The following is a 14,883-nucleotide window of genomic DNA, read 5'->3' on the forward strand; positions in this document are numbered from 1 at the left end:
ATCGAGCGTCGCGGATCGCACCGTCCACTGTGGGCCGTTTTGCGCTCGCATCCGGCGTGGACGACACGCTAGATCCGCACGGGCCCGCGTGTCCAGTCCGGAACCGGACGGTATCGGACAGCCGGGCCCTCGCCGGACGGGGACCTCGGTCGATCCGGTCGCCCTCGCGTCAGCCGATCCGGAAGCCGAGCGCCTGCGCGATGACCACGGCCTGCTCGGCGTCGACGATGGCGCCGGCCCGCTCGACGACCGTCGGGTCGAGCGCGGTCAGGTCGCTGCCGCGCAGGTCGGCGTCGCCGAGCCGGGCGCTGTGCAGCTGCGCGCCGGAGAGGTCGACACCGGTCACCGTGGCGCCGGTCAGGTTGGCGCCGGTCAGGTCGACCTCGCGCATCCGCACGTCGGTCAGCCGGACCCCGCGCAGGTCCGCCCCGGGCAGCGCGACGAACGACCAGTCACCGCCGGCCACCGTCAACGGGCGCAGGTCGCACTGGTTGAAGGTGCTGCCGACCAGCTTGCACCCGGTGAACTCGGCCTCGAAGAGGTTGCACCGCTTGAAGACGCAGCGGGTGAAGGCAGAGTCGACGTGTTGGGAGGCGTTGAACAGCACGTTGCCGAACGTGCAGCCGGTGAAGACCGCGCCGCGGCTCACCGCCTCGGTCAGGTCCACGTGGAAGAACTCGCAGCCCACGAAGTGCCGGTCGGTCAGCTCCTCGCCGTACCAGTCCTCGTGGCGGAAGGTCACGTCCTCGGTCAGCTCCGGCATCCGGCCAGGCTAGTGCCGGCCACCGACAGCCGGCCGACCGGTGGCCGCCCCTACCGCTATCGGCGTACCGGCTAGTAGGTTCGGCGGCGTGAGTGTGGCGCTGAGCAAGGACCCGGATCAGATCGGCTTCGACCCGGCGCGGCTGGCCCGGATCGACGAGCACTTCGGCCGGTACGTGGACGACGGCCGGCTCGCCGGCTGGCAGGTGGTGGTCACCCGGCGCGGCGAGGTGGCGCACTCCTCGACGTACGGCCTGCGGGACCGGGAGTCGGGCGCTCCGGTCGAGGCCGACACGCTCTGGCGGATCTACTCGATGACCAAGCCGGTCACCTCGGTCGCGGCGATGATGCTGTGGGAGGAGGGCCGCTTCGAGCTGACCGACGAGATCAGCCGCTGGCTGCCGGAGTTCGCCGACCTGCGGGTCTACTCGAAGGGGTCGACGCTCAAGCCGTACACGGTGCCGGCGATCGAGCCGATCCGGGTCTGGCACCTGCTCACCCACACCGCCGGCCTGACGTACGGCTTCATGCAGACCTCCGTGGTCGACGGGCTCTACCGGGCGGCCGGCTACGACCTGTACCCGCCCGAGGACGTCGACCTGGCCGGCGCCTGCGCGGCCTTCGGCGAGCTGCCGCTGCTGTTCCAACCCGGCACCGCCTGGGGCTACTCGGTCGCCACCGACGTTCTCGGCCGGCTGGTCGAGGTGGTCTCGGGGCAGAGCCTCGACGCGTTCTTCGCCGACCGGATCTTCGGCCCGCTGGGCATGACCGACACCCGATGGTGGGTCGAGGGCGACGAGGCCGAGCGGCTGGCCGCGCTCTACGTCCCCGAGCCGCGCAGCGGCCGGGCGGTCCGCTACGACAGTCTCGGCTCGCTCGCCCACCGCAAGCCCGCCCTGCTCTCCGGTGGCGGCGGCCTGATCTCCAGCGCCGCCGACTACCACCGCTTCACGCAGGTGCTGCTGCGCGGCGGCGAGCTGGACGGGGTACGCCTGCTCGGGCCGCGCACGGTGCGCTTCATGACCCGCAACCACCTGCCCGACGGTCAGGACCTGGGCACCCTGTCCACCGGCGGCTTCGCCGAGACCACCCTGGACGGGATCGGCTTCGGCCTCGGCTTCGCGGTGGTCGACGACCCGATTCCCAGCCGGGTGCCGAGCAGCGTCGGCGAGTACTACTGGGGTGGGGTGGCCAGCACCGCCTTCTGGGTGGACCCGGCCGAGGAGATCACCGCGCTGCTCTTCACCCAGCTGATGCCGTCGAGCACGTACCCGCTGCGCTCACAGTTGCGTCAGCTCGTCTACGCCGCCCTGGTCGACTGACGGGATCGTCGTTCCACCGGCGGGCGGCTGGCCCAGTCCCTAGCCTGGGCTGGTGAGCACCATCGTCGTGTTTGGCGCGGGCGGCACCGCCGGGTCGCGGATCGCCGCCGAGGCGGTCGACCGGGGGCACCGGGTGATCGCCGCCGTCCGCCGTCCGGAGGCCACCTCGTACCTGCCGGCCGGCGTGCGGACGGTCACCGGCGACGCCACCAGCGAGCGGAGTGTCCGGGAGTTGGCGCCGGACGCGGACGCCCTGGTGGTCGCGATCGGCGGTGGTGAGCGCGAGCTGTGGCGGAACGCGGCGGAGAACCTGGTGACCACGCTGCGCGGGATGCCGGCCGCGCCGCGGATCATCCACCTGGGCGGCGGGTCGACGCTGCTCACCCCACGTGGCACCCGCATCCTCGACGAGCCGGACTTCCCGGCACAGTATCGGGACTCGTCGCTGGGCCAGGCCGACGCCCTGGACTACTACCGCACCGCCGCCGACGGGGTGAGCTGGACGTACGTCTCGCCGCCCCCGCTGGAGTTCCACCCCGGCGAACGCACCGGGCACTACCGCACCGGCACCGACGAGCCGGTCACCGACGATCAGGGCCGCTCGGTGCTGACGTACGAGGACCTGGCGGTGGCGATCGTCGACGAGATCGAGCAGCCGCGGCACCAGAACGCCCGGTTCACCGCCGCGTACTGACTCCCGGCGCCGTCAGTCGGCGAGCCGGGCGGGGAAGCCGCCGGTGGCGATCGGGCCCCAGGCGTCGATGGTGACCCGGATCAGGGACTTGCCCTGGCGCACCATCGCCGCCCGGTAGTCGTCCCAGTCCGGGTGCTCGCCGGAGATGCTGCGGAAGTAGTCGACCAGGGGCTCCAGCGCCTCGGGCAGGTCCAGCACCTCGGCGGTGCCGTCGAGCTGCACCCAGGGCCCGTTCCAGTCGTCGGAGAGCACGCAGGCCGAGACCCGCGGGTCGCGGCGGATGTTGCTCACCTTGGCCCGCTCGGGGTAGGTGGAGACGACCAGCCGACCCTGCCCGTCCACGCCGGCGGAGACCGGGGAGGACTGCGGGCGACCGTCCGCCCGGGTGGTCATCAGCACGACGCGGTGTCGCGGCCGGAGGAAGTCGAGCAGGGTGTCCCGGTCGACCCGGGTGTTCTTCGCGATGCTGCGCGCCATCACTCCTTCCTACCAGGGCGGCGGCGGGTCAGCCGGGCCGGGCCGCGCGGTGCGCCGCCTGGGCCGGCACCCGGGGCCGACCGGCCGGGCGCCAGGCCCGGCCGTTCGCGTAGATCACCCGGAAACCGAGGTACGAGGCGAGCGGCGCCCAGTGCGCCGAGCCCATCCGCAGTTCGGCGGCATTGTGCCGCTGACCGTTGGCCAGCACGTCGAGCAGCACGGTTTCGAAAGCGGCCGATTCGACCCAGTCGACTTCCCGGGTGAAACCGCAGATCAGCGCGGCTCCGGTGACTTCCAGGAACTCGCGCAGCACCGCGTCGGAGGCGCGCAGCACCGAGCAACTGCCGAAATAGAGCCGGCGCCCCTCGCAGCGGCCGGCCATCAACTCGGCCACCTCGTTCAACTCCACGGACTGCCAGTCGGTGAGGCAGAGTCGGCTCGGCTCGCCGTGCATGGCGAAGAAGCCGACCCGGTGGTCGGCGTACTGCTTGAGGAGCCAGCGGTCCAGGAAGTAGAAGAGCTCGTCGCGGGTGGCCGCGTCCTTGTGGATGAACCGGATCTTGCCGAGCCGTTCCAGCAGCTCGAGGGTGGGCAGCACAGAACCCCGCTCGTTGAGGTCTCGGTGCCACTGGCCCTCGACACAGAAGACGCCACCGCGTGCCACGTGCACCTCCGCCAGTCCGCCGCCCGGGCTGACGTTACCGGCCCCCGACGGCCAAGGAACATCACCCTCGGTGTGGCTGATTGCGACGTTCGGTGTGGTTGCCCACCGGCGGGGCGATCGGGGGCAAATGGCTGTTTCGCAAATCAGCCGAATTCACAGGCAATACCCAAGGAAGACCAATCGTGAGGACAATTCTCGTTATTGCCGCCAAGCGCGCTGATCGGTGCGAGGGTGGAAATCACGGGACGTCTCGGTCGATGTCCTGGAGCCACCCCATTCGCTCTCCTATCGGGAGGACTTCTGTGCGCGTAAACACCTTGAAGCGAGCTGCCGTCGCATTCGCTCTGGCGCTGCCCGGGGCCGCGATCGCCTCGGTGGTCGCCGCACCCGCGGCGCACGCGGACGGCTGCTACACCTGGAACCGCACCCTGTCCCAGGGACGCTCGGGCAGCGATGTCCGCCAGTTGCAGATCCGGGTGGCCGGCTGGGCCGGATACCGGGACATCGTGGAGAACGACGGCATCTACGGACCGAAGACCGCCGCGGCGGTCAAGCGGTTCCAGCAGGCGTACGGGCTGCGCGCCGACGGAATCGCCGGCCCGCAGACCTACGCGAAGCTGTACCAGCTCCAGGACAACGACTGCACGCCCGCGCACTTCAGCTACAGCGAGCTGGACAACGGGTGCGGCGGGAGCGGGTGGAGCGGCGGTCCGCTGTCGGCGAGCCAGACCAAGCAGAACGCGCTGCGCACCATGTGGAAGCTGGAGGCGCTGCGCAAGGGCCTCGGCGACAAGCCGCTCTACGTCTCGAGCGGCTTCCGCAGCAGGAGCTGCAACAACCAGGTCGGCGGCGCGTCCGACAGCCAGCACCTGTACGGCAACGCGGCCGACGTCACCTCGCGGACGTCGTCGCTGTGCCAGGTCGCCCGCAGCGCGCGTAACAACGGCTTCAGCGGCCTCTACGGGCCGGGCTACCCCGACCACGACGACCACGTGCACGTCGACTCGCGGCGGGAGAACAACAGCGACGACAGCTCGAACACCACGAGCTGGTCCGCGCCGGACTGCGGTATCGGGGCCGGCAACGACTGACGGCTCGGGCAGCACGACGCCGGCCCGGCGCGGGTGGGGAACCTCCGCGTCGGGCCGGCATCGTGTCGCCCCGGGTCGGGCAGTCGGGCGGGGGGTGGCGCCGGTCAGCTCGCCCGGGGCCAGCGCGGCGCGGTGACGGGGGGAGTCACCGGCCGGCCGGGAGCGGTGGGTCGTACCCCGGGTGGGACGACCCGCGCGGCCGGGTGTCGCGCCGTCAGCCCGTTGGTACGCGCGGCCTGGGCCGAGTAGCCGGCGGGACGGGCGGACGACGGCCCGGTCGCGGTGAACGGGAAGGGCACGTGCACGAAGGGGTTGCCGTGCCGGATCAACGCCTCGATCTGCCGCTCGTTGAGCCCGTGTGTCTCAAGCACCCGCCGCCCCCAGCGGTGCAGCCGGCAGGGGTAGGAGGCGCCGTCGTTGCGGCACAGTGGCCCGGTGGGCCACTCCTCCGCGGCATGCACGACCACCGCCCGGACCGCGAGCCGGACGTCCTCGGGGGTCAGCGGCGCCGGCACCGGCACCTCACCCAGAACCTGATCGATGGGATCCGTCGACTGCTCACCAACACGCACGGCAGGCCTCCCGCAGTTCGGCAGCGGTACGGCGGACCTACCGCACCGACATCCTCGGCCAGTGGTACGGCCGACACCGGACGAAAGTTCAATTCCGGTACGCGGTAAGCAGATCGTCCGGAGACAACACGGGTATCCCCTCGACGGCGGCGCCGCTGCGCGACACGGCCAGGGCCGGCACCGTCTCGTCAGCGCCGGGCAACCGGGACCGGTGTAAAAGCAGTCGGCCCAGGTCATGCGCGTCGAAGGGGCGATTCTCCTGCCACTTGACGGAGCCGACGAAGCGGATGCGACCGGCGACGGGCCCACGATCGGCGCCGACGACGTCGATCTCCGGGTCGTTGGTCCTGGTCCAGTAGCCGCCGATCACCGCCGCCTCCGCGGGCAGGCGGTCGCCGGGTAGCCGGCGGAGCGCCTCCCGCACAACCGGCTCGATCACCCGCCCCCGCCAGGATCCCCATGACGTGACGATCCGGTTCAGGGTCAGGTCGCCCCGGCCCCGTTCGATCTCGGAGAGATGGGGCCCCAGGAACGACAGCCAGAAACGCAGGTACGGATCGGCCACCGCGTACCGGGTCTCCCGGGACGGCTTCGTCGACAGCGGAACGCTGACCTCCACCGTGCGCTTCTCGGTCAGCAGGCGCAGCGCCCGGGTCAGCGACGCCTGTGGAAGATCGCCGGCCGCCCGTGAGATCAGCGAGAAGGTCCGCTCGCCGGAACCGATGGCCCGCAGCACCAGACCCGCCTGCGACTGGGGCGGGAACTCGGCCGCCAACGCGCGCTCACCGCTGACCAGCAGGGCAGAGGTCGGATCCCGTACCGCGTCGGTCAGATACTCGCGTACCGGTGCGCCGGGCGGCCACTCGTCGAGGATCAACGGGAGACCGCCCGACACCAGGTAGGCGTCGAACGCGTCAGCGGCGGAAAGGTCGAGCATGTCGCGGACGTCGGCCGGGCTCAGCGGTGGGATGACCATCTCCGTGGCACGTTGGTGGAACGGCCGGCCGTAGTCGTTCAACGCCTCCATCATCGCCAGGTCGGATCCGACACAGATCAGCAGGACCGGCCGCCGGGACAGCTCGCGATCAAAGACCTTCTGCAGCGTCCCCTCGAAGCCCGGGTCGCTCCGGATGAGGTACGGCATCTCGTCCAGGACGACGACACTGGGCCGGTCGGTCGGCAGCGCGGCGGCGAGCAGGGTGAGCGCCGCGTCCCAGGTCCGTGGTTGCTGCTCGCTGAGCAGCTGGGCGCCCGGCAGTGTCGACGTGGCCGCCGCCTCCACGAAGAGCGCTAGATCGGCGGCGACGGTCGGCTGCGCCGAGGCGGTGAAGAAGAGGTGCGGCACGTCCGCCCGCTCGACGAACTCCTCCACCAGTCGGGACTTGCCCACGCGACGGCGACCCCGCATGAGGAGGGCGCGGCCTGGCCGTCCAGCCCGACCACCGCGTTCCACTCGGGAGAGCATGCCGTTCAGCAGCGACAGCTCGCCGTCCCGACCCACGAAGCCGTCCACGCGATCACCCCTGACACACCCAACGATGGAACACTCAAAAATGAGTGTAACCGTATCGGTGCTGGCAGGGCTCGATCGCTCCGATCGGCGTGTTGCGCTCAGACCAGGCCGGCGTCGTGCACCAGCAGGGCCACCTGGACCCGGTTGTTGAGATCGAGCCGGGTCAGCAGCCGGGAGACGTACGCCTTCACCGTCGCCACGCTCATGAACAACTCCCCCGCGATCTCCGCGTTGGTGCAGCCCCGGCCCAGCGCGACCGCCACCTGCCGCTCCCGCTCGCTGAGCCCGGTGAGCAGCCGCAGCGCCCGCTCCCGGCGCGAATCGGGGCTGGCCGGCCCGGGGGCGGCGGTCACGTGCGCGATCAGCGTCCGGGTCACCGTCGGGGAGAGCGTCGCCTCGCCGGCCGCCACCCGGCGCACCGCGTGGACGATGTCCACCGGCGGGGTGTCCTTGAGCAGAAAGCCGGCCGCGCCGGCGCGCAGCGCCCGCAGCACCTGCTCGTCGGCGTCGAAGGTGGTCAGCACCAGCACCTCCGGCGGGTGCGGCTGGGCGCGCAGCGCCTCGGTGGCGGTCAGCCCGTCCACCCGCGGCATCCGGATGTCCATCAGCACCACGTCCGGGGCGTACGCGGCGACCGCGGCCGGCACCTCACCGCCGTCGGCCGCTTCACCGACCACGACCAGGTCCGGCAGGCCGCCGAGAATCATCGACAGACCGGCCCGGACCAGGGCGTCGTCGTCCACGATCAGCACCCGGACCGGAGTGACCTCCGCTCCCACCCCGGTCTCGCCGGGTGGGCCGGTCACGCCGGCCACGGCAGCCAGGCGGCCAACCGGAAGTCACCCCCGTCGTCCCGGCCGTACGCCAACCGGCCGCCGGCGAGGGTGACCCGCTCGGTGATGCCCACCAGGCCGGTGCCGGCGCCCGGTAGCGCAACCTCGGTCGGGGTGCCCACCGGCCACCGGTTGCTGATCGCCACGGTCAGCCCGGCTCCCGGACCGCCGGCTAGATCCACGGTGACGGCCGCGCCGGCCGCGTGCTTGCGGGCGTTGGTCAGCCCCTCCTGCACGATCCGGTACGCGGCCCGCCCCAACGCCACCGGCACGTCCTGGGCCGCGGCGACGCTGTCGGTGACGTTCACCCGCACCCCGGCCGCCCGCGACTCGGCGATCAGGGCGGGCAGGTCGGCGAGGGTGGGCTGCGGAGGCTCCGGGGCCTCGCCGTCGCCCTCCGCCCGGAGCACGCCGATCACCTCGCGCAGGTCCTGAAGAGCGGCATGTGCGCTGCCCCGGATCACCCCGGCCGCCCGGGCCACCTCGTCCGCGGGCGCGTCCGGGCGGAATTCCAACGCGCCGGCGTGCAGGCTGAGCAGCGAGATCCGGTGGGCCAGCACGTCGTGCATCTCCCGGGCGATCCGGGTGCGCTCGAGGTGGCGGGCCTGAGCGACCCGCAACTGCTGCTCCGCCTCGGCGCGCTCGGCCCGCTCGCGCAGCGACACGATCAACTGACGGCGGGCCCGGACGAACATCCCCCAGGCCAGCACGGCGAAGCTGAGCACCACGCCCCACGACGCGGTGGCCCAGTACGACATGTTCGGATCCGGGCGCAGCCAACTGAAGACCATGTTGGTGACCAGGCCGGCACCGGTGACCGCGATCGCGACGGCCGTCCGCCGGTGCACCACCACGGTGAAGTAGAGGATCACCAACGGGATTGCGGCGGCCATCGAGAACAGCGTCAGCGGTGTGGTGGCCACCACCAGCCCGAGCGGCCACCGACGGCGCAACCAGAGCAGCCCGCAGCAGACCAACCCGATCAGGGCGTCGGCGCCGGTCATCCAGCCGTGCGGGAGCGGCGTGGTCATCGACGGGTCGGGCGACAGGGCGTCGGCTGTGGCGAAGAGCACCCAGAGCAGGGAGACCAGGAAGGCCAGCGTGTCGACCGCCCAGTCCCTGGTGGTGCGGCGCGGCCGGCGGGTCGCCGCGGCCGGGTTGGCCGCGTCGGCCAGCGCCCCGGGCAGCAGCCAGGGGTGTTCCGGCACGGCGAGGCTGGTCACGAGGCAATGCTAGGCAGCCGACCGGCACCGCGACCAGCTACCAAAGTCGAGACCCAGACGTCGACCAAGGTCGGTGCGGCGCCGACCGGTGGCCGCAGCGGATGGCCGGGCGGCGCGGGCAGGCTCGACGACATGATCACCGTGGAGAACCTCACCAAGCGATACGGGCCACACCCGGCGGTGGACGACGTGTCGTTCCAGTGCGAGCCGGGCACGGTCACCGGCTTCCTCGGCCCGAACGGCGCCGGCAAGTCCACCACCATGCGGATGATCTGCGGGCTCACCGCACCGACCGCCGGCCACGCCACCGTCTCCGGGCGCCCCTACCGGGAGCTGCCCAACCCGGGGCGGGAGGTGGGCGTGCTGCTGGACGCCTCCGCCCAGCACGCCGGGCGGACCGGGCGCGAGGCGCTGACGCTGTCCGCGTACACCATGGGGTTGGACCGGCGGGAGGTCGCCGCGAAGCTCGACCTGGTCGGGCTGAACGCGGTGGCCGCCAAGCGTCGGGTCCGGGCGTACTCGTTGGGCATGCGCCAGCGGCTCGGCCTGGCACACGCGCTGCTCGGTGACCCCCGGGTGCTGATCCTCGACGAGCCGGCGAACGGCCTGGACCCGGAGGGGATCTTCTGGATGCGCGGCCTGCTGCGCGACTTCGCCGACCGGGGCGGCACCGTGCTGCTCTCCTCCCACCTGCTGCGCGAGGTGGAGGCGGTCGCGGACCGGCTGGTGGTTATCGGGGGCGGCCGGATCGTGGCCCAGGGCAACAAGGACGAACTGCTCGCCGGCGGCGGCACGCTGGTCCGGGCCCGCGACGGCGCGGCGCTGCGCCGGGCGCTGGACGCGGCCGGCCTGACCGCGGCCGACAGCACCGACGGGCTGCTGGTGCAGGCCGACGCCGAGGCGGTCGGCCAGGCCGCCGCGAACGCGGGCGTCGCGCTCGCCGAGCTGCGCCCCGCCGACGGCGGTGGCCTGGAACAGCTCTTCCTCACCCTGACCGCCGGCGAATCCACCAAGGAGGCCGTCCGATGACCACCACCACCGCGCCCGCCGCCGGCGCCGTCGCGCCCCGGCAGCACGCTCCGGTACGCCGCCCGTCGCTGCTCCGGCTCACCGCCGTGGAGCTGCGCAAACTCGTCGACACCCGGGCCGGCCGCTGGCTGCTGATCACCATCGGCCTGATCGCCGCCGTGGTCGTCACCCTCCAGTTGATCTACGCCAACGACGCCGACCAGACGTTCTCCAACTTCTTCGTCCCCTCGCTGCTGCCGGTGGGAGTGCTGCTGCCGGTGCTCGGCATCCTCTCCATCACCAGCGAGTGGTCGCAACGGACCGCCCTCACCACGTACGCCCTGGTGCCCCGCCGCGAGCGGGTGGTGACCGCGAAGCTGGTCGCGGTCATGGTGGCGGCACTCGGTTCGGTGCTGGCCAGCCTCGCCCTCGCCGCCGTCGGGACGCTGGTGGCCTCCGCCACCGGGGGCGCGGGCAACTGGCAGCTCGACGGGTCGCTGATCGTGAACGCGGTGATCCTCCAGGTCACCAGCGTGCTGATGGGTGCCGCCTTCGGTCTGCTGCTGCTCAACCCGCCGCTGGCGATCGTCGGCTACTTCCTGCTGCCCACCGTCTGGGGGGTGCTGGGTGAGATGGTCCGGCCCCTGCGCGGCCCGTCCGAGTGGCTGGACACCAGCAAGACCATGGAACCGCTGTTCAGCAGCGACGCGCTCACCGGCGAGCAGTGGGGGCGGATCGTGGTGTCCCTGCTGGTCTGGATGGTTCTCCCGCTGGCCGCCGGCCTGTTCCGGACGCTGCGCCGCGAGGTGTCCTGACCATGGACGTCGCCGGTCACCGACCCCGCACCGTGGTCAGCGGCGGCCCGCTGGAGCTGGCAGTCCTGTGGGGCGGCTTCCCGCTGCTCGGCGCCGGCGCCGGATGGCTCCTCGCGGCGGCGACGGGCTGGCTCGTCCGGCTGCCCTGGGTGCCGTTCAGCGGCCTGGTGGAGTGGCTGGACCGGTTGCCCGAGCCGCAGGCCACCGTCGGCACGATCACGGTGGGCGTCCTGGCCGGTCTGGTCATCGCCGGGATCGGCACCGCCGAACGGCTGATCGTCACCGTCGACGCGGCGCAGGTCCGGCTGCGCCGCTCCGATCAGGACCGGACCGTCGCACGGGCCGACACCCGCGTGGTCTTCCTCGCCGACAAGCACCTCGTGCTGCTCGACACCGACGGCGCGGAACTCGTCCGGGAGCCGACGGACCTGCCGGCCACCCAACTGGCTGCGGCGTTCCGCGCACACGGCTGGGGCTGGGCGGACGGCGATCCGCACCGGCCGGCGTACCGGCTGTGGGTGCCCGACCTGCCCGGGCTGCCCGCCGGCGCGGACGCCCTGCTGCGGGCCCGCGAGCGGGCGATCCAGCGGGATCGCCGCGACGATGCCCGGGAGCTGCGGCGGGAGTTGGGCCGGATCGGGGTGGTGCTGCGCGACGAGGACAAGCGGCAGTACTGGCGGCTGACCGGGCGGGCGGTCACCCCCGGGGCGGAGGAGCCGACTTCGGCCGAGCGGGGGCCGGACGGGCGGTAGCGTCAGTCCCAGGAGATCCTGGGAGCGCGCGATGACCGAGCAGCAGCCGTACCGGGTGGTGTCTCGACACCCCGGCTTCGAGCTGCGCCGGTACCCGGCCCACCTGGTGGCCGAGATGCAGATCCAGGCGTCGTTCACCCGGGCCCCGATGGAGGCGTTCCGGCCGTTGGCCGCCTACATCGGGGGCGCCAACCGGGCCCGGCACCCGATCGGGATGACCGCTCCCGTGATGCAGGAGGCCACCGGCACCGAGAAGATCGCGATGACCGCTCCGGTGGTCCAGGAGGAGGGCGAGCAGCCGGGCGCGTACCTGGTCCAGTTCGTCATGCCGGCCGGCTTCACCGCCGCCACCCTGCCCGAGCCGGTGGACCCCCGGGTGCGGATCCGGGAGGTCCCGGCGCAGCTCGCGGCGGCGATGCGCTTCTCCGGACGGTGGACGGAGAAGGCGTTCGGCGAGCGGGCCACCATGCTCGGCCGGTCGGTCACCGCGGCGGGGCTGCAACCCACCGGGGCCATCCGGTACGCCCGGTTCGACCCGCCGTGGAAGCCGTGGTTCCTGCGCCGCAACGAGGTCGTGCTGCCGGTGGTGGAGTGAGGCGGGCCGAGCAGCGGCCGATTGACCTTCGTCGTTTTCAGGAGTAACAGTGACGGCACGGACCGCGCGGGGGCGCGGTCGGAAGGAGGACGACGATGACCTCCACGGGTGCCAGTTCCGGCGGCAGCGGGGTGTTCCGTCGCAAGCCGGTCGAGGACATCGCGGACGCGAGCGAGGAGGGCCTGTCCCGCTCGCTCGGGCTGTGGCAGCTCACCGCCATCGGGGTGGGCGGCATCATCGGCGCCGGCATCTTCGCCCTGGCGGGCGCCGTGGCCAACGAAACCGCCGGCCCGGCGGTGCTGGTGTCGTTCCTCATCGCCGGCCTCGCCAGCGCCGCCGCCGCGCTGTCCTACGCCGAGTTCGCCGGCATGATCCCCAAGGCCGGCTCGGCCTACACCTACGGGTACGCGGTGCTCGGCGAGGCGGTCGGCTGGTTCATCGGCTGGGACCTGTTGCTGGAGTACACCGCGATCGTCGCGGTGGTGGCGATCGGCATCTCCGGCTACTTCGGTTTCCTCGTCGGCGAGTTGGGCGCGGAGCTGCCGGCCTGGATGCTCGGCGCCCCGGGCACCGGGGACGGCCACGTCGTCGACCTCTTCGCGGTGGCGCTCTGCCTGCTCATCGCGTTCCTGCTCAACCAGGGCATCAAGACCGCCGCCCGGTTCGAGACCTTCGTGGTCGGGCTGAAGGTGGCCGTCGTCCTGCTGGTGATCGTGGTCGGCTTCTTCCACATCCGTACGGCGAACTACTCGCCGTTCTTCCCGTTCGGGTTGAGCGGGGCGTTCACCGGCGCGGCCACCGTCTTCTTCGCCGTCTTCGGCTACGACGCGATGAGCACCGCGGCCGAGGAGTCCCGGGACGCCCGTCGCCACATGCCGAAGGCGATCATCTGGTCGCTGGTCATCTCGATGGTGCTGTACGTGCTGGCCACCTTGGTGCTGACCGGGATGCAGAACTACCGGAACATCGACGCGGAGAGCGGCTTCTCCTCGGCGTTCGAGTCGGTCGGCCTGTCCGGGCTGGCCAGCGTGATCGCGGTCGGCGCCATCATCGGGATCCTGACCGTCATGTTCACCTTCATGCTGGGCGTGACCCGGGTGTGGTTCTCGATGAGCCGTGACGGGCTGCTGCCGGCGTGGTTCAGCAAGCTGCATCCGGTCCGCCGGGTGCCCACCCGGGTCACCTGGATCGTCGGTGGGGCCTCCGCGCTGATCGCCGGCTTCCTGCCGATCCGGGAGGCGGCGGAGCTGACCAACATCGGCATCCTGCTCGCCTTCGTGGTGGTCTGCATCGCGGTGATCGTGCTGCGCTACCGCCGACCGGACGCGCCGCGTACCTTCCGGCTGCCGGGGATGCCGGTGGTGCCGGCGGCCGGCGCGCTCTTCTCGGTCTGGCTGATCACCTACCTGGCCCCGGAGACCTGGCTGCGCTTCGCCGTCTGGTTCGTGATCGGCCTGCTGATCTACGCCTTCTACGGTTACCGGCGCTCCGCGCTCGCCGGCCGCCCGCCGGCGGGACCGGCCGGGCCCTCCGAACCGAGCGGCCGGAGCGGCCCCGACGGATCGGCGCGGTAGCCCAGCGCGGGCGGCCAGGCCAGCAGCAACCCCATCCCGAGCCCGGCGAGCAACCCGATCAGCGAGTACAGCACGTCGGAGTCGGCGGCGTTGATCGGGCTGTTGCCGGCCAACGCCGTGAACATCGCGCCGACCGGCAGCAGCACGATCATGACGATGGCCACCACCAGCAGCAACACCGTCGGACCCACCAGCGCGGCGAGGGCGGCCACCGCGTGACGCCGCCACGACGGCCGCCCACCAGGCCAGTCCCACGCCAGCAGGGTGACCCCGGTCAGCAGCACCGCCCCGAGGGCCAGCTCCGGCAGGGCCCGCGGGCCGGGCGGGATCGTCCGGATCAGTCCGACGCCGGCCACGGCCGCCACGCCGAGCCCGGCCGCCAGCACGCAGCGGGCCCGGGTCCGGGCCGGGGCCGCCGCCAGGGCCGCGCCGATGGTCAGGGCGACCAGCAGCACGCCGGTGGCGAAGGCCGCCGGGTTCAGCTCGGGCTCCCGGTCGGTCGGTGACTCGATGCCGGTGGCCACCATCGTCAGCACCCCGGCCACGCAGGCCGCGCCGGTCAGCGCCCACCGGTCCGTACCCGCGCCGGTTGCGTCGCGCTCCCGCCACCACGGGACCGCCGCCACCGCGCCGAGCACCGCGCAGCCGACGGCGGCGAGCAGCACCGTCGGCCCCGCACCGGTCGGGTCGGCCCGGTCGATCGTCACGTCGGCGGCGAGCCAGAGACCGCCGAGCAGCACCGCCGGCCCGGTCCACCGCAGGCGCCCCCGGCCGGCCAGCACCAGCCCGAGGACCACCGCGACGATCGCCGTGAACCGCAGGTCCCGTGCCCAGTAGGCGTTGTTGCCCGGCAGCCGCTCGGACCAGGGGCCGATCGGCTCGGTGAGTGGTTGCAGCACCGTCATGCCGATCGCCCAGAGCAGCGCGGCGGCGGCGGACAGGAGCAGCCCGACCGGGCGCGCGGATCGCATCCGTGGACCGTAGCGCT

16 protein-coding genes are annotated in these 14,883 nt (G+C 72.5%); 8 read left to right on the forward strand and 8 right to left on the reverse strand.

What is annotated here, in order from left to right:
* Positions 1 to 169: 169 nt before the first annotated feature.
* Complete coding sequence (locus EAD89_RS16215) at positions 170 to 763, reverse strand: pentapeptide repeat-containing protein (RefSeq protein WP_121676312.1); 594 nt, start codon at positions 761 to 763, stop codon at positions 170 to 172.
* An 88-nt stretch (positions 764 to 851) separates the two neighbouring features.
* On the opposite strand from EAD89_RS16215, the gene EAD89_RS16220 reads away from it, so the two are divergent.
* Both EAD89_RS16220 and EAD89_RS16225 read left to right on the forward strand, forming a co-directional pair.
* The gene (locus EAD89_RS16220; RefSeq protein WP_121676313.1) at positions 852 to 2,084 is read left to right on the forward strand and encodes a serine hydrolase; all 1,233 of its coding nucleotides are present in this window, start codon (positions 852 to 854) and stop codon (positions 2,082 to 2,084) included.
* A 52-nt stretch (positions 2,085 to 2,136) separates the two neighbouring features.
* The gene (locus tag EAD89_RS16225) at positions 2,137 to 2,778 is read left to right on the forward strand and encodes an NAD(P)-dependent oxidoreductase (protein WP_121654685.1); all 642 of its coding nucleotides are present in this window, start codon (positions 2,137 to 2,139) and stop codon (positions 2,776 to 2,778) included.
* A 12-nt stretch (positions 2,779 to 2,790) separates the two neighbouring features.
* On the opposite strand, the gene EAD89_RS16230 is transcribed toward EAD89_RS16225, so the two are convergent.
* Together EAD89_RS16230 and EAD89_RS16235 are read right to left on the reverse strand one after the other, a co-directional pair.
* The gene (locus EAD89_RS16230) at positions 2,791 to 3,255 is read right to left on the reverse strand and encodes a PPOX class F420-dependent oxidoreductase (protein ID WP_121676314.1); all 465 of its coding nucleotides are present in this window, start codon (positions 3,253 to 3,255) and stop codon (positions 2,791 to 2,793) included.
* A 28-nt stretch (positions 3,256 to 3,283) separates the two neighbouring features.
* Positions 3,284 to 3,919 carry a DUF6642 family protein gene (locus EAD89_RS16235; RefSeq protein WP_121654696.1) on the reverse strand — a complete coding sequence of 212 codons (636 nt, stop codon included), beginning with the start codon at positions 3,917 to 3,919 and terminating at the stop codon, positions 3,284 to 3,286.
* A 302-nt stretch (positions 3,920 to 4,221) separates the two neighbouring features.
* Here EAD89_RS16235 and EAD89_RS16240 point away from each other — a divergent pair, with 302 nt between their 5' ends.
* The gene (locus EAD89_RS16240) at positions 4,222 to 5,010 is read left to right on the forward strand and encodes a D-Ala-D-Ala carboxypeptidase family metallohydrolase (RefSeq protein ID WP_121676315.1); all 789 of its coding nucleotides are present in this window, start codon (positions 4,222 to 4,224) and stop codon (positions 5,008 to 5,010) included.
* A gap of 104 nt (positions 5,011 to 5,114) precedes the next feature.
* Here the strand turns inward: EAD89_RS16240 and EAD89_RS16245 are convergent, their stop codons facing one another.
* The 4 genes from EAD89_RS16245 to EAD89_RS16260 form a co-directional block, all read right to left on the reverse strand.
* Complete coding sequence (locus EAD89_RS16245) at positions 5,115 to 5,582, reverse strand: hypothetical protein (protein ID WP_121676316.1); 468 nt, start codon at positions 5,580 to 5,582, stop codon at positions 5,115 to 5,117.
* Between the two features lie 88 nt (positions 5,583 to 5,670).
* Positions 5,671 to 7,095, reverse strand: coding sequence for a DUF234 domain-containing protein (locus EAD89_RS16250; RefSeq protein WP_121676317.1), 1,425 nt, complete (start codon positions 7,093 to 7,095; stop codon positions 5,671 to 5,673).
* Positions 7,096 to 7,193: 98 nt separating this feature from the next.
* Positions 7,194 to 7,910 carry a response regulator transcription factor gene (locus EAD89_RS16255; protein WP_199733528.1) on the reverse strand — a complete coding sequence of 239 codons (717 nt, stop codon included), beginning with the start codon at positions 7,908 to 7,910 and terminating at the stop codon, positions 7,194 to 7,196.
* The gene (locus EAD89_RS16260) at positions 7,898 to 9,151 is read right to left on the reverse strand and encodes a sensor histidine kinase (RefSeq protein WP_121676318.1); all 1,254 of its coding nucleotides are present in this window, start codon (positions 9,149 to 9,151) and stop codon (positions 7,898 to 7,900) included. The genes EAD89_RS16255 and EAD89_RS16260 overlap by 13 nt, the downstream gene beginning before the upstream one ends.
* Before the next feature lie 132 nt (positions 9,152 to 9,283).
* Here EAD89_RS16260 and EAD89_RS16265 point away from each other — a divergent pair, with 132 nt between their 5' ends.
* The 5 genes from EAD89_RS16265 to EAD89_RS16285 all read left to right on the forward strand — a co-directional run bounded on the left by EAD89_RS16265 (position 9,284) and on the right by EAD89_RS16285 (position 13,895).
* Entirely contained in the window at positions 9,284 to 10,180 is an 897-nt protein-coding gene (locus tag EAD89_RS16265; RefSeq protein WP_121676319.1) for an ABC transporter ATP-binding protein, read from the forward strand.
* Positions 10,177 to 10,974 carry an ABC transporter permease gene (locus EAD89_RS16270; protein ID WP_121676320.1) on the forward strand — a complete coding sequence of 266 codons (798 nt, stop codon included), beginning with the start codon at positions 10,177 to 10,179 and terminating at the stop codon, positions 10,972 to 10,974. Before EAD89_RS16265 ends, EAD89_RS16270 begins: the two co-directional genes overlap by 4 nt.
* A gap of 2 nt (positions 10,975 to 10,976) precedes the next feature.
* Positions 10,977 to 11,726, forward strand: coding sequence for a hypothetical protein (locus EAD89_RS16275; protein ID WP_121676321.1), 750 nt, complete (start codon positions 10,977 to 10,979; stop codon positions 11,724 to 11,726).
* 31 nt (positions 11,727 to 11,757) lie between these two features.
* Positions 11,758 to 12,321: a heme-binding protein gene (locus EAD89_RS16280; protein ID WP_121654676.1), complete on the forward strand. Its 564-nt coding sequence runs from the start codon at positions 11,758 to 11,760 to the stop codon at positions 12,319 to 12,321.
* A gap of 95 nt (positions 12,322 to 12,416) precedes the next feature.
* Positions 12,417 to 13,895 (forward strand): amino acid permease, encoded by a 1,479-nt coding sequence (locus tag EAD89_RS16285; protein WP_121676322.1) that lies wholly within the window; start codon positions 12,417 to 12,419, stop codon positions 13,893 to 13,895.
* On the opposite strand, the gene EAD89_RS16290 is transcribed toward EAD89_RS16285, so the two are convergent.
* Positions 13,799 to 14,866 carry a hypothetical protein gene (locus EAD89_RS16290; RefSeq protein WP_121676323.1) on the reverse strand — a complete coding sequence of 356 codons (1,068 nt, stop codon included), beginning with the start codon at positions 14,864 to 14,866 and terminating at the stop codon, positions 13,799 to 13,801. The two genes, EAD89_RS16285 and EAD89_RS16290, sit on opposite strands and share 97 nt — an antisense overlap.
* Positions 14,867 to 14,883 lie beyond the last annotated feature (17 nt).

This window comes from Micromonospora sp. BL4 (genome assembly GCF_003667505.1).
GTDB lineage: Bacteria > Actinomycetota > Actinomycetes > Mycobacteriales > Micromonosporaceae > Micromonospora.

Coding starts and splice junctions, on each gene's coding strand:
- EAD89_RS16215 (WP_121676312.1), bottom strand. CDS start 763: ATGCCGGAGCTGACCGAGGACGTGACCTTCCGCCACGAGGACTGGTAC.
- EAD89_RS16230 (WP_121676314.1), bottom strand. CDS start 3,255: ATGGCGCGCAGCATCGCGAAGAACACCCGGGTCGACCGGGACACCCTG.
- EAD89_RS16265 (WP_121676319.1), top strand. CDS start 9,284: ATGATCACCGTGGAGAACCTCACCAAGCGATACGGGCCACACCCGGCG.
- EAD89_RS16270 (WP_121676320.1), top strand. CDS start 10,177: ATGACCACCACCACCGCGCCCGCCGCCGGCGCCGTCGCGCCCCGGCAG.
- EAD89_RS16275 (WP_121676321.1), top strand. CDS start 10,977: ATGGACGTCGCCGGTCACCGACCCCGCACCGTGGTCAGCGGCGGCCCG.
- EAD89_RS16280 (WP_121654676.1), top strand. CDS start 11,758: ATGACCGAGCAGCAGCCGTACCGGGTGGTGTCTCGACACCCCGGCTTC.
- EAD89_RS16285 (WP_121676322.1), top strand. CDS start 12,417: ATGACCTCCACGGGTGCCAGTTCCGGCGGCAGCGGGGTGTTCCGTCGC.
- EAD89_RS16290 (WP_121676323.1), bottom strand. CDS start 14,866: ATGCGATCCGCGCGCCCGGTCGGGCTGCTCCTGTCCGCCGCCGCCGCG.